Origin of the sequence: Luteimonas salinisoli (genome assembly GCF_013425525.1) — a bacterium.
Lineage (GTDB): Bacteria > Pseudomonadota > Gammaproteobacteria > Xanthomonadales > Xanthomonadaceae > Luteimonas > Luteimonas salinisoli.
On the sequence record NZ_JACCKA010000054.1, the window covers coordinates 40,056 to 55,135 of the forward strand.

General features: G+C 70.6%; 13 protein-coding genes, 2 pseudogenes and 2 riboswitches. Of the genes and pseudogenes, 8 read left to right on the forward strand and 7 right to left on the reverse strand.

Features of this window, described 5'->3' with window-relative positions:
- Positions 1-43: 43 nt before the first annotated feature.
- The 3 genes from H0E84_RS08380 to H0E84_RS20825 all read right to left on the reverse strand — a co-directional run bounded on the left by H0E84_RS08380 (position 44) and on the right by H0E84_RS20825 (position 1,005).
- The gene (locus H0E84_RS08380) at positions 44-463 is read right to left on the reverse strand and encodes a PIN domain-containing protein (protein WP_180678192.1); all 420 of its coding nucleotides are present in this window, start codon (positions 461-463) and stop codon (positions 44-46) included.
- Positions 460-702, reverse strand: a complete 243-nt coding sequence (locus tag H0E84_RS08385) for an AbrB/MazE/SpoVT family DNA-binding domain-containing protein (RefSeq protein ID WP_180678193.1) — start codon at positions 700-702, stop codon at positions 460-462. Before H0E84_RS08385 ends, H0E84_RS08380 begins: the two co-directional genes overlap by 4 nt.
- A 204-nt stretch (positions 703-906) precedes the next feature.
- Positions 907-1,005, reverse strand: a complete 99-nt coding sequence (locus H0E84_RS20825; RefSeq protein ID WP_180678194.1) for a DUF4236 domain-containing protein — start codon at positions 1,003-1,005, stop codon at positions 907-909.
- Between the two features lie 310 nt (positions 1,006-1,315).
- Between H0E84_RS20825 and H0E84_RS08395 the strand changes: the two genes are divergently transcribed.
- Positions 1,316-3,439 (forward strand): M48 family metallopeptidase, encoded by a 2,124-nt coding sequence (locus tag H0E84_RS08395; protein WP_180678195.1) that lies wholly within the window; start codon positions 1,316-1,318, stop codon positions 3,437-3,439.
- Between the two features lie 46 nt (positions 3,440-3,485).
- Here the strand turns inward: H0E84_RS08395 and H0E84_RS08400 are convergent, their stop codons facing one another.
- Both H0E84_RS08400 and H0E84_RS08405 read right to left on the reverse strand, forming a co-directional pair.
- Positions 3,486-4,826 (reverse strand): alpha/beta hydrolase family protein, encoded by a 1,341-nt coding sequence (locus H0E84_RS08400; RefSeq protein ID WP_257644134.1) that lies wholly within the window; start codon positions 4,824-4,826, stop codon positions 3,486-3,488.
- A 242-nt stretch (positions 4,827-5,068) separates the two neighbouring features.
- A complete protein-coding gene (locus H0E84_RS08405; RefSeq protein ID WP_180678197.1) occupies positions 5,069-5,422 on the reverse strand; it encodes a winged helix-turn-helix transcriptional regulator in 354 nt (117 codons plus the stop codon).
- A 72-nt stretch (positions 5,423-5,494) separates the two neighbouring features.
- Between H0E84_RS08405 and H0E84_RS08410 the strand changes: the two genes are divergently transcribed.
- From H0E84_RS08410 to H0E84_RS20830, 3 genes and pseudogenes are all read left to right on the forward strand, one after another.
- Complete coding sequence (locus H0E84_RS08410; RefSeq protein WP_219339646.1) at positions 5,495-6,187, forward strand: glutathione S-transferase family protein; 693 nt, start codon at positions 5,495-5,497, stop codon at positions 6,185-6,187.
- A 65-nt stretch (positions 6,188-6,252) separates the two neighbouring features.
- Positions 6,253-6,330: riboswitch (glycine riboswitch) on the forward strand.
- Positions 6,331-6,340: 10 nt separating this feature from the next.
- Positions 6,341-6,432: riboswitch (glycine riboswitch) on the forward strand.
- A 53-nt stretch (positions 6,433-6,485) separates the two neighbouring features.
- A pseudogene (gene gcvP / locus H0E84_RS08415) lies at positions 6,486-8,672 on the forward strand (aminomethyl-transferring glycine dehydrogenase); the annotation flags it as partial.
- 189 nt (positions 8,673-8,861) lie between these two features.
- Positions 8,862-9,518 (forward strand): annotated as a pseudogene (locus tag H0E84_RS20830) (glycine dehydrogenase (aminomethyl-transferring)); the annotation flags it as partial.
- Between the two features lie 129 nt (positions 9,519-9,647).
- Here the strand turns inward: H0E84_RS20830 and H0E84_RS08420 are convergent.
- Positions 9,648-10,619 carry a helix-turn-helix transcriptional regulator gene (locus H0E84_RS08420; protein ID WP_180678199.1) on the reverse strand — a complete coding sequence of 324 codons (972 nt, stop codon included), beginning with the start codon at positions 10,617-10,619 and terminating at the stop codon, positions 9,648-9,650.
- A 117-nt stretch (positions 10,620-10,736) separates the two neighbouring features.
- On the opposite strand from H0E84_RS08420, the gene H0E84_RS08425 reads away from it, so the two are divergent.
- Complete coding sequence (locus H0E84_RS08425) at positions 10,737-11,372, forward strand: glutathione S-transferase family protein (RefSeq protein WP_180678200.1); 636 nt, start codon at positions 10,737-10,739, stop codon at positions 11,370-11,372.
- Positions 11,373-11,540: 168 nt separating this feature from the next.
- On the opposite strand, the gene H0E84_RS08430 is transcribed toward H0E84_RS08425, so the two are convergent.
- Positions 11,541-12,707 carry a zinc-dependent alcohol dehydrogenase gene (locus H0E84_RS08430; protein ID WP_180678201.1) on the reverse strand — a complete coding sequence of 389 codons (1,167 nt, stop codon included), beginning with the start codon at positions 12,705-12,707 and terminating at the stop codon, positions 11,541-11,543.
- A gap of 133 nt (positions 12,708-12,840) precedes the next feature.
- Between H0E84_RS08430 and H0E84_RS08435 the strand changes: the two genes are divergently transcribed.
- From H0E84_RS08435 to xth, 3 genes are all read left to right on the forward strand, one after another.
- Positions 12,841-13,392 carry an NADPH-dependent FMN reductase gene (locus tag H0E84_RS08435; protein ID WP_180678202.1) on the forward strand — a complete coding sequence of 184 codons (552 nt, stop codon included), beginning with the start codon at positions 12,841-12,843 and terminating at the stop codon, positions 13,390-13,392.
- Positions 13,393-13,515: 123 nt separating this feature from the next.
- Entirely contained in the window at positions 13,516-14,019 is a 504-nt protein-coding gene (locus tag H0E84_RS08440; RefSeq protein WP_180678203.1) for a hypothetical protein, read from the forward strand.
- A gap of 78 nt (positions 14,020-14,097) precedes the next feature.
- Positions 14,098-14,958 (forward strand): exodeoxyribonuclease III, encoded by an 861-nt coding sequence (xth, locus tag H0E84_RS08445; RefSeq protein WP_180678204.1) that lies wholly within the window; start codon positions 14,098-14,100, stop codon positions 14,956-14,958.
- Positions 14,959-15,080: the final 122 nt, after the last annotated feature.

Consider the following 15,080-nt stretch of genomic DNA (forward strand, 5'->3'; position numbering starts at 1 on the left):
CAATGTTGGTGCCGCGGGAACGAAGGGGAGCGTCGTGGGCCGATCAGCCGTCGGCCGGCGTCAGCCAGTTTTCCAGCTGCAGCCCCGGGACACGCGCGAACTCGCGCACGTTGTCCGTCACCAGCACGGCTCCGAGCGCGCGCGCCTGGGCGGCGATCAGCAGATCGTTCGGCCCGATCGGTGTGCCTGCGCCTTCGAGCGTGCTGCGGATGTCTGCATAGTGGATCTCCGACGGCGGCTCCAGGGGCAGGACCGGTACCTGGCTCAGGATCAAGTCCAGCCGCTCCGCCAGGCGATGCCCTGGTACCCGCGTCACGCCGAAACGCAACTCCGCGGCGACCACGATGCCGAGCGCGATCTGTTCCAGCCCCACCCGCGCCATGCGCCGCGCTACCGGGCCCTGGGGGTGGCGCATGAGATCGGACACCACGTTGGTGTCCAGCAGATAGCGCGGGGCGCTCACAGCCTGGGATCGTCGAGCGGCAGCAGGCCCTCGTCGACGTCAGGAAATGCCTCGTCGATCGGCTCGAGCGTCGCCAGTATCTCCAGCAGATCGCGCCTGGGTTTGATCGGCTCGATCACCAGCCGCTCGCCCTCCTGGCGCATGATGGCCTCGTCGCCCGGCAGCTCGAACTCGCGCGGAATGCGCACGGCCTGATTACGGCCGTTGCGGAAAAGACGGACATGGCGTTCGGCCTTCACGGGGCCACTCCAACCTGACATATGCCGGAGCATATGCCTGTGGATGCCCAGCGGTCAACCGGGCCGCACCGGCCGGCCACCCGGGCCTGGCGCGGCGGCCGTGGCTGCGCCCGCTGCGCTATCCCCGCAACCGGGAACTGCGGCAAGCCCTCACGCACGCTAGCGCAGCGAGCCTCGACCTGATCGCTCAGCGAGGCTCGCAGGTCACCACGCGCCGCGCGGGCCATCCAGTAGGCTCAGGCCGCTGCCCGACACGTTCAGGCGAAGCCCGGGAGCGATGGTGATGCGTCGGCGAAACCTCATGCCCTCTTCCCGCTGTCCTCGCCGCGCGCACGGGCTCTCGCGAAGGCGGGATGCTGCCGAAGAAGGCCTCGGGCTGGTGGTCGCCCTCCACCACGGACAGCGCGGCCAAGGACACCAGGATGATCAGCCCGGTCAGCATCACTGTGAACGCGCGGGAGGATTTTGTATGCTCGGCGGCGCGACGACTCGCAGGGGGCTGTGGAGCGTCGCGCCTGCGAGCCGCGTCCAGCGCGCCGCCGACGGGGATGGATCAACGCCGAATCGTGCCCGGCCCCCCGCGCGCGCAGGGATGCTGATGGACACGATGGTAATGCCCGCTCCGACCGCCCCGGCGGAATCGCCGGCCGGACTGATGCGCGCGATGGCGCCCGGCTCCGTGCCGCGCCCGCCGCGGCGCCCGCTGTACTCGATCCTGCTCTGGCTGGTGGCGCTGTTGTCGCGCCTGCTGCCGGTGGTCTACTTCGGCCTCGTTGCCGGGCTGGCGTGGCTGGGCTACGCCTACTACGCCGAGTGGGCACCGCGCGGCATGAGTGGACTGTGGACCGTGCTGGCCTGGGTGGTGCCCGGCTTCGTCATCGGCGTGCTGGTGCTGTTCCTGCTCAAGCCGTTGTTTGCGCCGCGGACCAAGGTGCCCGACGCGGTGCGGCTGCCGGGCGAGGAGTCGGCATTCCGCGACGCGGTGGTGGCGCTGTGCGGCGCGGTCGGCGTGGCGCCGCCGCGCGAGATCTTCCTCAGCCACAGCGTCAATGCATGGGTGCAGTTCAGCGCCGGCCCGGCCGGGCTGGTGGGCGGCGCCAGGACGCTGACCATCGGCCTGCCGCTGGTGGCCGGCATGACGGCGCGCCAGTTGGTGGGCGTGCTCGCGCACGAGTTCGGCCACTTCGCGCAGCGCGGCGGCATGCGCGCGGCGCACGTGATCAACCATGTCAACCGCTGGCTGGAATCGCGCGCCTACCACCGCGACGAGTGGGACGACCGGCTGCAGCGCTGGGTCGAAGGCGATGGCGACGACGATGGCGGCAACCTGTTCCAGCTGATGTGCGTGGCCACCCTGGCCTGCCTGGGTCTGACGCGGGTGTTCCTGCGCGCGCTGTTCCAAATCAGCTTCCGGATGAGCCGGCGCCTGTCGCAGGAGATGGAATTCGACGCCGACCGCTACGAGGTCGCGGTGGCCGGCAGCGACAACTTCGCCGCCACGGCGCTGCGCCTGCGTGCGCTGTCGCAGGCCATGCACGAGGTCGAGGCTGCCAACGGCAAGGCCTGGCGCGAGGGAAGCCTGGTGCGGGACCTGCCCGCCGCCGCAGCGTTGCGGCTGGGGCAGTGGCGCGCGGAGGACTGGCAGGCGATCGAGCGCCAGCTCGACAACGACGACGAGACCCGCTTCTGGGCTTCGCACCCGGCCGACCAGGCGCGGATCGCCAACGCGGTCTCGCGACCGGTGGAAGGCATGTTCCTGGACGAACGCCCGGCGGCGGCGCTGTTCGCCGATTTCCCAGCGCTGAGCCGGCGCGTGACCGAGCACTACTACCGCGAGATGGCGCTGGAGTTCGGCGCGCGCAACCTGGTCGAGCCGGCCCAGCTTCTTGGCATGGGCGAGCTGCCGGAGGATCTCGCGCAGGGCTGGAAGCGCTTCGCCAACGGCATGCTCGGCCCGGTGCCGCTGCTGGACCCCTCCGAGGGCGGGCTGCTGCCGGCGGCCGGCTTCGACTGGCAGGGCTGCGTCGACGAGCTGCGCCGGCTGGGCCCGGACGCCGCCGACCTGTGGCCGCGGCTCGAACGCACACGCACGCGGGGCGACGAACTGGAGCTGTGGGTGCGCCTGGTGGACCTGGACGTGGATTTCACCATGCCCGACGGCTCCGATCCCGACCCGGCCGCGCTACGCGGACAACTGGGTGCCTGCCGCGACCGCAACTCGGCCGACCGCAAGCTTGCGGTGCGCATCCTCGGGCTGTTCGCGCGCCGTTTCCAACTCGCGGTCGCCGCGCTGGCCGAGCCAGAGCGCTCGCAGGCGCAGGCCAAGCTGGCGCTGCTGCAGCAGTTGCACGACGCCTGGCCGAAGGTCGAGCGCCTGCTGTCCGAAGGCCGCGTCTGCCTGCGCCTGCACGGAGGCATGACGCGCGACGCGGATGAACTGCGCGCGCGCGTCTACGCGATGGCAGAGCAGTACCGGCGGGACTTCGAGGGTGCGCTGTCGAAATTCGACGCGGTCATGCTGGCGGGTGGATCGAGCCTCGGCCGGCGTCTGCGCAGCCGCTGTGGCCGCATGTCGTCGGCCGGCGGCGACCCGTTCGCGTTCGTCCACGTCACGGCACCCGTGGAGGACGCCTTTCTCGACCTGTACCGGCGCGAGCTGGCCGAACTGGCGCTGCTCGCCGATGCGGCCGAACGCGAGCACGGGATCCGCCCGATCCGGCTGTTCCAGGGCCGTTGATGCGGCCCGGCGCGGAGACGAGGGAACGGAGGAGATTGGGGTCGCTCTACGGGTGCGAAGACAGCTCAGCTGTCCCATAGCCCGGCTCCAGCGGCCCGCCGAGAATGAAATCGGCCATCACCCGGAAGTACCCCTCGGGCTGGCGGGTGGAGACGCGCTCTCCGTCGGGTCCGGTCTCGAACTCGTACATGCCGTGGTCGGCGCCGGGGAACAGCGCGGTCACGATCGGCCTGCCGTCGCGCTGCAGCGCGGCCAGGCGGCGTAGCGTCTCGCCCGGCGGCGCATCGCGGTCCTGGCCGCCCAGCGCCCAGAGCTGCGGAACGTCCAGCGTCTCCAGCACCGGCATGGGGTCGTAGTGCGCGGGGATGCCGTACACCAGGTGCGGGGCCTCCTTGCGCACGGTCGCTTCGTCGTTGCCGAGCAGGTACCAGGTAAAGTTGCCGCGCACCGAGGGATACCAGGGTTCGTCGCCGTATTTCGCCTTCACCGACTCCAGCTGCGCGTAGCCTTCGATGAAGCCGCTCTCGATCACCCGCGCTGTGGCGTCGGCGATCGCCATGGCGCCGGCGGCGGCCTCCGGGCCGAAGCCGCCGCGCTGCATGTCGAAGGCGATCGCCTCGCGGTCCTCCTCCAGCGGCGAGACCGCCAGCCCGAAGCTGACGATGACGAAGTCCACCGGTTCGATGCGCGCCGCCAGCGGCGCCACCCAGCCGCCCTGGCTGCCGCCCTGGTAGCCGACGCGTCCGGCGCGCGCGCCGGCCAGGCGCCGCGCCTCGCGCATGGCGTGGATGGCGTCGATCGCCAGCGTCAGGTAGTCCTGGGTGTAGCGACCACCCGATGCCCCGGTGCCGCGCTTGTCGTAGGCGAACACGCCGATGCCGGCGCCGGCGAACTCGCGCTGCAGCGAATACCGCTCCAGCGCGGAGTCGCGTTCGGCACCGTGAACCAGCACCACCAGCGGTACCGGGTCGTTGCCGGGCGGAAGCGTCAAGCGCCCGGCGAGCGTGACGCCGCTGCCCTGAAAGCGGGTGTCGATCTGCTGCAGCGGTACGCGCTGCCCGGCCGTCCGGTCGAAACGGATGCCGCCGCGCCCGCAATCGTCGAACGACACGCGGTGCCCGTCCGGCCGCTCCGTCCAGCCCAGGGTGCTGGTCCAGGTGCCATCGTCCTCCGACGCGAGCGCGCCGGTACTGCCGTCCGTCGCGCGCCACCGCAGCTGGCCGGCGGCGCCGGGGCCGATGTCGAGCGTGTCGCCGTTGTCCAGCCGGTAGCTGCCGACCTCGCACGGCGGCGACTGGTCCGATGCCGCCACCTGCCCGGCGAGCAGCGCACCTGCGAGAGCAACGGCACGCAGCCATGCGCCTGTCGGGAGAATTCCTGATTTCAAGTCGGCGGCCTCTGGATTGGGATTCGCGGACTGCAGCCTGCCATGTTCCATCCGTACGGCGCCATCGGCGGGCGACGAAAGCCGCGGATGCGATGACGGATCGCAACGATGGCGGCCCGAAGGCCGCAGCCGGGTCCATCGGTTCGCCGCTTGCGCACCGGCCCTCGATGCCTGGCGCTGCTGGCGGCATCCGTGCAAGTGCGCCACCGGATTGCTCCGCATCGCCAGTGGCGCGCCCGGCGTCACTTGTCGGCTTTCAGCCTGGTCTCGACCTGCCGCGCCCATTTCTTCGAGGTGGCCGACAGCGGCAGCAGGCCCCGATAGATCTCCCGGCCCAGCCCGGTGGCGGTGTAGCCGTGCGCGCCCTTCGCCACCAGGCCGGCCATCGCCAGTTCCTTGAGCCGCGTATTGAGGACAGCGGGCGAGATGCTCTCGCACGCAGCCTCCAGCTCGCCGAAGGTGCTCGGCCCGCGTTCGCTCAACGTCCACAGCACGCCCATGGCCCAGCGCCGGCCCAGAAGATCGAACAGCGCCATGATCGCGCTTCCGGATTTCGAGCCTCGGACCGGCGTGCCGGGTACGGGGATCTTGGTCATGCGCCGCTTCCTCTTGCGCCCGCGCCCGCGGGTTTGCTATGTTTTTAATAGTTGAATCGGTCGGAGTCGGCGGTGGCTCGGGCGAAGCTCTACACGGGCACCATGAACGCCTCCAGCTGGGCGATGCGCGCGTGGCTCGCCCTGCGGGCCGCCGGGTACGAGTTCGACGAGGAACTGGTCGACATCCGCAAACCCCAGCGTTTCGGCAATCTCGCGCGGATAGGGAAGCTCTCCCCCGCGGCGTCCGTGCCCGTGCTCGATACCGGCCGCACCGTGATCTACGACTCCATCGCCATCATGGAGTTCGCCAACGACGTCTGCAACGGCGCCCTGCTCCCGACGGATGCCGAGGCGCGGGCGCATGCGCGCTCGGTAGCGGCGTGGCAGCATGCCGGGCTGTCGTCGATCTGCCACCGGATCTCGTTCGAGAGCGCGTTCTACCCGGTCAAGCGCGCGTTCTCGCCAACGGAGCGCGCCGGCTGCGAACGGCTGTTCTCGCACTACGAAGCGCTGCTGGCGCGCTATTCGGGGCCGTTCCTGTTCGGCGCGATCTCACTGGCCGATTTCATGCACGTGCCCACGGTGATCCGGCTGTGCAGGCACGGCGCCGACCTGACCCGCTGGCCGCGCGCGCGGAGCTGGACGGACACCCTGCTGCACCACACCCTGGTGGTCGAATGGATGCGGGAAGCCGACACCCTCGCGCCGGTCTGGCTGGAGGACTACCTTCCCGGCGGGGCCTGGCCGGCGGCACCCGCTGCCTGAACGAGGGGTACGGTGCCACGCGGCGGACGCCCGCCCGCTATAATCGATCCCGCAACACCCCCCGACGGGAGAAGCAGGCCCCGGCCCACCGGGCGCCCGCTGCCGAAGGCGCAACGCCCGTAATCGCTCAGGCTCACGTACCGCCGGCGGGGACAACTCTGGAGAGACCGGTTCGATCCGGCGCCGAAGGTGCATGGGACAGGCTGCGGCCCGCCCCCGAACTCTCAGGCAAAAGGACAGAGGGGCGCCCTGCGTGCAGCCGCACGCGGCCCTTCCGCGCCCGCCAGAGTCCGAAGCCATGTCCCAGTCCACGTCCCTCCGCTCGCTCGAGCAGCACGACGCGTTCATCGCCCGCCACATCGGCCCCAACGACGCCGAGATCGCGCGGATGCTCGAGGCGGTCGGCTTCGATTCGCTGGAGTCGCTCACCGACGCCATCGTGCCCGGCTCGATCCGCACCCGCGATCCGCTGGACCTGCCCGAGTCGGTGACCGAGGAGGAGGCGCTGGCGCGCATCCGCCAGGTAGCCGATCGCAACCGGGTGTTCCGCAGCTTCATCGGCCAGGGCTATCACGGCACCCATACCCCCAACGTCATCCTGCGCAACATCCTCGAGAACCCGGCCTGGTACACCGCATACACCCCCTACCAGGCGGAGATCTCGCAGGGCCGGCTGGAGGCGCTGATCAATTTCCAGACCATGTGCGCGGACCTGACCGGCATGGAGATCGCCAACGCCTCGCTGCTGGACGAGGCCACCGCGGCGGCCGAGGCGATGACCCTGGCGCGGCGCATGTCGAAGGCGAAGTCGCAGGCGTTCTTCGTCTCGGCCGGCGTGCACCCGCAGACCATCGAGGTGCTGCGCACCCGTGCCGAGCCGCTCGGCATCGAGCTGCTGGTCGGCGACGACGACAGGGCCGCGGAGGCGGACGCCTTCGGCGTGCTGCTGCAGTATCCGGACACCTTCGGCCGCGCCAAGGACCATGCCGCGCTGGCCGAGGCGGTGCACGCGCGCCAGGGCGTGGTGTGCGTGGCGGTGGACCTGCTGGCGCTCACCCTGCTCAAGGCCCCCGGCGAATGGGGCGCCGACATCGTGGTGGGCAACACCCAGCGCTTCGGCGTGCCGTTCGGTTTCGGCGGGCCGCACGCGGCGTTCATGGCCTGCCGCGACGCCTACAAGCGCTCGATGCCGGGCCGGCTGATCGGCGTGTCGATCGACGCCGAGGGCAACCCCGCCTACCGCCTCGCCCTGCAGACCCGCGAGCAGCACATCCGCCGCGAGAAGGCCACCTCCAATATCTGCACCGCGCAGGTGCTGCTGGCGGTGATGGCCTCGATGTACGCGGTCTACCACGGTCCGGAGGGGCTGCTGCGCATCGCCCGCCGCACCCACCGCTTCGCCGCCATCCTGGCCGCGGCCCTGCGCGAGGCCGGCGTGGACGTGGGCGGCGACTTCTTCGACACCCTGCACGTGACCGGCATCGACGCCGGCCGGTTGCACGCGCGCGCCGCCGAGGCCCGCATCAACCTGCGCCACATCGACGCCGGCAGCCTGGGCATCAGCCTGGACGAGACCACCACCCGCGAGGACGTCATCCGCCTGGCCGGGCTGTTCGGGATCGAGCTGGGCGACCTGGACGCGCTGGACGCGGCCACGGCCGACGCGCTGCCGGCGGCGCTGCTGCGCACCTCGGCCTTCCTCGCCCACCCGGTGTTCAACACCCATCATTCCGAACACGAGCTGCTGCGCTACCTGCGCATGCTGGCCGACCGCGACCTGGCGCTGGACCGCACCATGATCCCGCTGGGCTCGTGCACGATGAAGCTCAACGCCACCGCCGAGATGATCCCGGTCACCTGGCCGGAGTTCGCCAACATCCACCCGCTGGCACCGGCCGGGCAGGCGCAGGGCTACCGCGAGCTGATCGAGGGGCTGGAGGCGATGCTGGCGGCCTGCACCGGCTACGACAACGTCAGCCTGCAGCCCAACTCCGGCGCCCAGGGCGAATACGCCGGGCTGCTGGCGATCCGCGCCTGGCACCGCGCCCGCGGCGAGGACCAGCGCGACATCTGCCTGATCCCCGAGTCCGCCCACGGCACCAATCCCGCCTCTGCGCAGCTGTGCGGCATGAAGGTGGTGGTGACCCGCTGCGACAAGGACGGCAACGTCGACGTGGCCGACATCCGCGCCAAGGCCGAGCAGTACTCGGAGCGGCTGGCGGCGATCATGATGACCTACCCGTCCACCCACGGCGTGTTCGAGGAGGACGTGGTGGAGATCTGCGAGGTCGTGCACCGGCACGGCGGCCAGGTCTACACCGACGGCGCCAACCTCAACGCCATCCTGGGGCTGGCGCAGCCGGGCAGATGGGGCTCGGACGTCAGCCATCTCAACCTGCACAAGACCTTCTGCATCCCGCATGGCGGCGGCGGCCCCGGCGTAGGCCCCTGCGCGGTGAAATCGCACCTCGCCCCGTACCTGCCCGGCGCCTTCCCTCTTTCCCCGGCTATGGGCGATGGTCATGACGGCCGCCCGCGTCCGCCCTCGGCGGATGGGGATGCCGAAGGAGTCGGCACCGGACCTGGTCCGCAGGCGGAGCGGGGGGTGCGCCAGAACGCCGGCATTCCGGAGCCCCGCGACATCAACCCCGACCCTACCGCCGGCGTCGGCCAGGGCGGCATGGTCAGCGCCGCCACCTACGGCAGCGCCAGCATCCTGCCGATCAGCTGGATGTACATCACCCTCATGGGCCGCGACGGCCTGCGCAAGGCCAGCCAGGTGGCGATGCTCAACGCCAACTACGTGTCGCGGCGCCTGGCCGACCACTACCCGACCCTCTACAGCGGCCGCAACGGCCTGGTGGCGCACGAGTGCATTCTCGACCTGCGCCCGATCAAGGACGCCACCGGCATCAGCGCCGAGGATGTCGCCAAGCGCCTGATCGACTTCGGCTTCCACGCGCCCACGCTCAGCTTCCCGGTGGCCGGCACGCTGATGGTGGAACCGACCGAGAGCGAGTCGCTGCACGAACTGGACCGCTTCTGCGATGCGATGATCGAGATCCGCGAGGAGATCCGCGCGATCGAGGACGGCCGCCTGGACCGCGACGACAACCCGCTCAAGCACGCCCCGCACACCGCCGCCATGGTGGCGGGCAGCGAGTGGACGCACGCCTATCCGCGCGAGCTGGCGGCCTTCCCGCTGGCGGTGCTCAGGCAGGTCAAGTACTGGCCACCTGTCGCGCGGGTGGACAACGTGTACGGCGACAAGAACGTCATGTGCGCCTGCATCCCGGTCGATGCCTACCGCGAGGAGGACGCCCAGGCCTGAAGGCCGCGCCATCGAGGTCACCGCCCCTAGGGGCGGCCCATGGCCGCGAAACCGCGGCAAACTCCGGCCGGCGCGGCGGCGATCCGCGGCGTTGCGTACCGCGCCGGCCTTCGCGCGCATGGCGCGCTCCTACGGTGCACGGGAACCACGTACGGCGGCGCGGGTGAGCCGGCCGGCCATGGCGGCTACCTGCGCCACCAGCTCCGGCGGCTCCAGCACCTCGAACTCCACCCCGATCATCGACAGGTGGTACGCCAGGGTCTCCGGCGACTGCGCGCCGGCTTCGAGCAGGCAGCGGTATTCGTCTAGCGGCTCCAGCCGCGCCACCAGCGGCGGAATCTTCGCTGCCATCCGCGCGTGCGGCGCGTGCAGCACCACCCGCGCGCGCACCGGATAGGGGGCCGAGGCGATGTTGCGCGAGACGTAGGCCGCCAGGTCGCCGCCGGGAATCGGCCGTGGCATGAAGCGCTGCCCGGTGAGGATGCGCGCGTCGATCCGGTCGACCCGGAAGGTGCGCCAGTCCTGCCGCTGCAGGTCCCAGCCGACCAGGTACCAGTGCCCCGTGGCGCACACCAGGCCGTGCGGTTCCACCTCGCGCTCGCTGCCGCGGCCTTCGCGGTCGCGATAGCGGAACCTCGCCCGCTGCTCGCCGCGGCAGGCGCCACCCAGGGTGGTCAGCACCTCGGGCTGCACCAGCGGCCCGCTCAACCCGAGCGGCGACACCGCCGCGTGCAGCGCGCGCACGCGCCTGCGCAGCCGCGCGGGCAGCACCTGCTCCAGCTTGGCCAGCGCGCCGACCGCGCTCTCCTCCATCCCCGCCACGCTGCCGGTGGTGGCCATGCGCAGGCCCAGCGCCACCGCCAGCGCCTCGTCGTCCTCGAGCAGCAGCGGCGGCAGCGTGCTGCCGGCGCCGAGCTGGTAGCCGCCGGCCACGCCGCTGCTCGAGCGCACCGGGTAGCCGAGGCTGCGCAGCTTGTCGGCGTCGCGGCGCACCGTGCGCGGGGTGACCTGCAGGCGTTCGGCCAGTTCGGCGCCGGTCCAGAAGCGGCGCGCCTGCAGCAGGGCGAGCAGGCGCAGCAGGCGGGCGGAGGTCTCGAGCATGGCGGCCATGATGCCGCAGATCGAGGACAGAAGTTGTCCTCGATGGCGCGTAGCCTGTTTTCCACGGTTCCGGCGCATCCCGCCCGGACCGAACCCTACCCAGAAGGAGTCCGAACCATGTCCCTGACCCTCTACGCCGCCCCGATGTCCAGCGCCACCCCGGTGGTCCACGCGATGGCCGAACTCGGTGTCCTGCACGAGCTGGTGATGCTGGACCTGTCCGCAGGCGAGCAGAAGCAGCCGGAGTACCTGGCGATCAACCCCAATGGCGTGGTACCCACCCTGGTGGTCGACGGCACCCCGATGTTCGAGGCGGTGGCGATCATGCAGTGGCTCGGCGAGACCTACGGCGTCGAGCGCGGCCTGTGGCCGGCGGCCGGCACCCCCGATCGGCTGCAGGCGCTGTCCTGGACCACCTGGGCCTACGTGACCTACGGCGGCGCGGTGCAGCGCCTCAACCTGTCGCAGAGCGACCGCGTCGACCCGGCGGTACGCCATGCGCCGATGGCCGAATACTGCCTGCGCGAGATGGACGCCATGCTCGCGACCCTGGACGCGCGCCTGGCCGATCGTCGGTGGCTGCTCGGCGACGACTTCTCGCTGGCCGACCTGATCGTCGCCAGCGTGGTGATCTACAGCAGCTATTGCGGCGTGCCATTGGACGGCCATCGCAACCTCAAGGACTGGACCGACCGCTTCCAGCAGCGCGAGGCGTTCCAGAAGACCTGGAGCCAGGCCGGACAGGCCGGCTGACCGGCTGCGGCCACTGCCGAACTACGGCCGACGGCCGACGGCTGCGGCCGCGTTCCCACCGCGAGCGTCGCCTCGGCCAGGTCCCGACTGACCGGCGGCGACATCGCCCGCATGGCCGGCGACGACCGCACGGCCGCGGCCGGGTTCGCCGTCGCGGGCGGGCGACGGTCAGTCCGGGGTGAGCACCACCTTGCGGCAGTCCTGCTCCTTTTCGTCGAAGATCCGGTAGCCTTCCGCGGCTTCGCTCAGCTTCATCCGGTGGCTGATGATCGCGGCGGGGTCCAGGCGGCCCTCGCCGATGCGCTCAAGTAGTTCCGGCATGTACTTCTGCACGTGGGTCTGCCCCATCTTGAAGGTCAGGCCCTTGTCGAAGGCGTCGCCGAACATGAAGGCGTGGATGAAACCGGCATACACACCGGGAACGCTCACCGTACCGCAGCGGCGGGTGGCGGCGATGCACTGGCGCAGCGCCTTGCCGCTGCTGCCCTCGAGCTTGAGGTTGGTCATCACCGTTTCCACCGCGCTGCCCTTGGCCTCGAACCCCACGGCATCGATGCTGGCGTCGACGCCGCGCCCGCGGGTCTGCTCGACGATCATCTGGGCCGGATCGTCGTGCTCGTCGAAGTCGATCGGCACCACGCCGTAGGCCTGGCGCGCGAACTCCAGCCGGTACGGGTGGTGGTCGACCATGTAGATGTTCGACGCGCCGAGCATGCGGCAGCAGGCCGCCGCCATCAGCCCCACCGGACCGGCGCCGAAGATCGCGACCGTCGAGCCCTCGCCGACGCCGGCGTCGACCACCGCCTGATAGCCGGTGGGGAGGATGTCCGAGAGGAACAGCACCTGCTCGTCGGGCAGCGCATCGGGCACCACGATCGGGCCCACGTTGGCCTTGGGCACGCGCACGTACTCGGCCTGCCCGCCGGGCACGCCGCCGTACAGCGCGCTGTAGCCGAACAGCGCCGCCGGCGGCTTCATGCCCTTGCGGTTCATCGCTGCGCCCGGGCCGGTATTGGTGGACTCGCAGGCGGAGTACTCGGACAGCTGGCAGTGGAAGCACCGCCCGCACGCGATCACGAACGGGATCACCACACGGTCGCCGCGCTCGAGCCGGGTGACACCCGCACCGGCTTCCTCCACCACCCCCATGAATTCGTGACCGAGGATATCGCCGTCGTTCATGCCCGGAATCTTGCCCCGGTACAGGTGCAGGTCGGAGCCGCAGATCGCGGTCGCGGTGACCCGCAGCAGGATGTCGTCGTCGTCCCGCAATACCGGATCGGGAACGTTTTCCACGCGCACGTCGTGGGTGCCTTGCCAGGTGAGCGCCTTCATCGTCGGGTCTCGATCACGGGGTCGCCAGGGATGCCACGGTCGGCGTGATCCCGGCGCAAACGGCGCGCCGCCACCGGCCGTTAACGCCCCCGGCGCGAGGATGCGGTTCCACCCGCCAGTCTCGGAGGTCCTCATGGCCAGCCTCACCATCGCCGTTCTCGTCGGCAGCCTGCGCCGGGAATCCTTCAATCTCCGCCTGGCCGAAGCGCTGACCCGGCTGGCCCCGCACGACATCGAATTCCAGCGCCAGCGCCTCGACGACCTGCCGCTCTACAACCAGGACGACGACGACGACCAGCCGGAGCCTGCACGGCGCCTCAAGCAGGCGATCTCCGCCGCCGACGGCGTGCTGTTCGTCACCCCGGAATACAATCGCTCGATCCCCGGCGTACTGAAGAACGCCATCGACCACGCCTCGCGCCCCTACGGTCAGAGCGCCTTCGCCGGCAAACCGGCCGGTGTGCTCGGGATCTCGATCGGCGCCATCGGCACCGCCTGCGCGCAGCAGCACTTGCGCACCATGCTCGCCTACCTCGACATGCCCACGCTGGGCCAGCCGGAGGTGTTCCTGCAGGCGAAGGACGGGTTGTTCGACGATGACGGCGGTATCGGCAAGGACAGCCGCGAGTTCCTCCAGGGTTGGATGGACCGCTACGTCGCCTGGGTGCGCGCGCACGCGTCCTGATCGAAACCGCATGCGCTTCGCATCGGGACGCTCGAGTCGAGCGCGCTCGCGCCGCCTTTTCTTCACGCCGGCATGACCGGCGACGCAGTCTGCTCGTGGAACGCCCCCGTACAGGAGCGAGCCATGCCGCGTGGCGACAAGTCCAGCTACTCGGGCAAGCAGAAGCGCAAGGCCGAGCACATCGAGGAAAACGAGAAGCAGCGCGGCCGCAGCGACGCGGCCGCCGAGCGCATCGCCTGGGCCACCGTGAACAAACAGGACGGCGGCGCCAAGGGCGGAAAGAAGGCGAAGAAGAAGTCCACCAAGAAGGCCGCCAAGAAGTCGGGAAAGAAGGCCACGAAGAAGACGACGAAGAAGGCCGCCGGGAAGAGCACCAAGAAGGCAGCCACGACCTCGGGGAAGAAGGCCGCGAACAAGGCGACGAAGACGACTGCCGGCAAGAGCGCGAAGAAGGCCGCGAGAAAGTCCACACGCAAGACGACGAAGAAGACCGCGAAGAAGTCATCCGGCACAGCCGCGAGAAAGGCGGGGGCAAAGAAGGGAGGCCGCAAGACCGCCCGCAAGTCGGCCGCAAAGGGGAGCGGACGCAAGACCGCCGCCAAGAAGCGCGCGGGAAAGAAGTCCTGAGCGCGACGGCACGCGCGCGCCTCCCGTCCCCAGCGCGGCAGGCTGGGTGCGGCAACCGCAGCGCACTCCGATGAAGCCATGCCCCGGCACCTGAAGATCGCGACCTTCAACGTCAACGGCATCCGTACCCGGCTGCCGCACCTGCTGCAGTGGCTGGCGCAGGAGAAGCCGGACGTCGCCTGCCTGCAGGAACTCAAGGCAGCCGACGAGGGTTTCCCCAGGGAGGAGGTGGAGCGCGCAGGCTACGGCGCGCTGTGGGTCGGCCAGCGCTCCTGGAACGGCGTGGCAGTGCTGGCGCGCGGCGCCGATCCAGTGGAAAGCCGCCGCGCCCTGCCCGGCGACCGCGCCGACGCGCAGAGCCGCTACCTGGAGGTGGCCGCGCACGGGGTGATGGTCGGCTGCCTGTACCTGCCCAACGGCAATCCGCAGCCCGGACCGAAGTTCGACTACAAGCTGCGCTGGTTCGAACGCCTGATCCGCCACGCGCGCGGGCTGTACGACAGCGGCCACCCGGTGGTGCTCGCCGGCGATTTCAACGTGGTGCCGACAGACGAGGACATCTACGACCCGAAGCACTGGCGCAAGGATGCGCTGCTGCAGCCGGAGACGCGCGACTGCTACCGGCGCCTGCTGGCGCAGGGCTGGATCGACGCACTGCGCGCGGTGCATCCGGACGCGCGGATCTACACCTTCTGGGACTACTTCCGGCAGCACTGGCAGCGCGACGCGGGGCTGCGCATCGATCATCTCCTGCTCAATCCGCAGCTACAGCCGCGCCTGGCCGATGCCGGCGTCGATCGCTGGGTCCGCGGCCTGGAGAAGGCCAGCGACCATGCCCCGGTGTGGATCAAGCTGCGCCGCACCGCGGCCGGGACCGCGGCATCGAAACGCGCGGCGAAGTCGAAACCCGCCCGACCGGCGGCAAGCGGCGCTTCGTAGGGGCGCCCCATGGCCGCGAAAGCCGGCGCGTCGCCCAACGTCCGACAATGCCGCCACTCTTCCAGCCGACGCCAGGGTGCTCGACCCGGACCGCCCGAAACTCCCGTTGCCCTCGCGGCCAT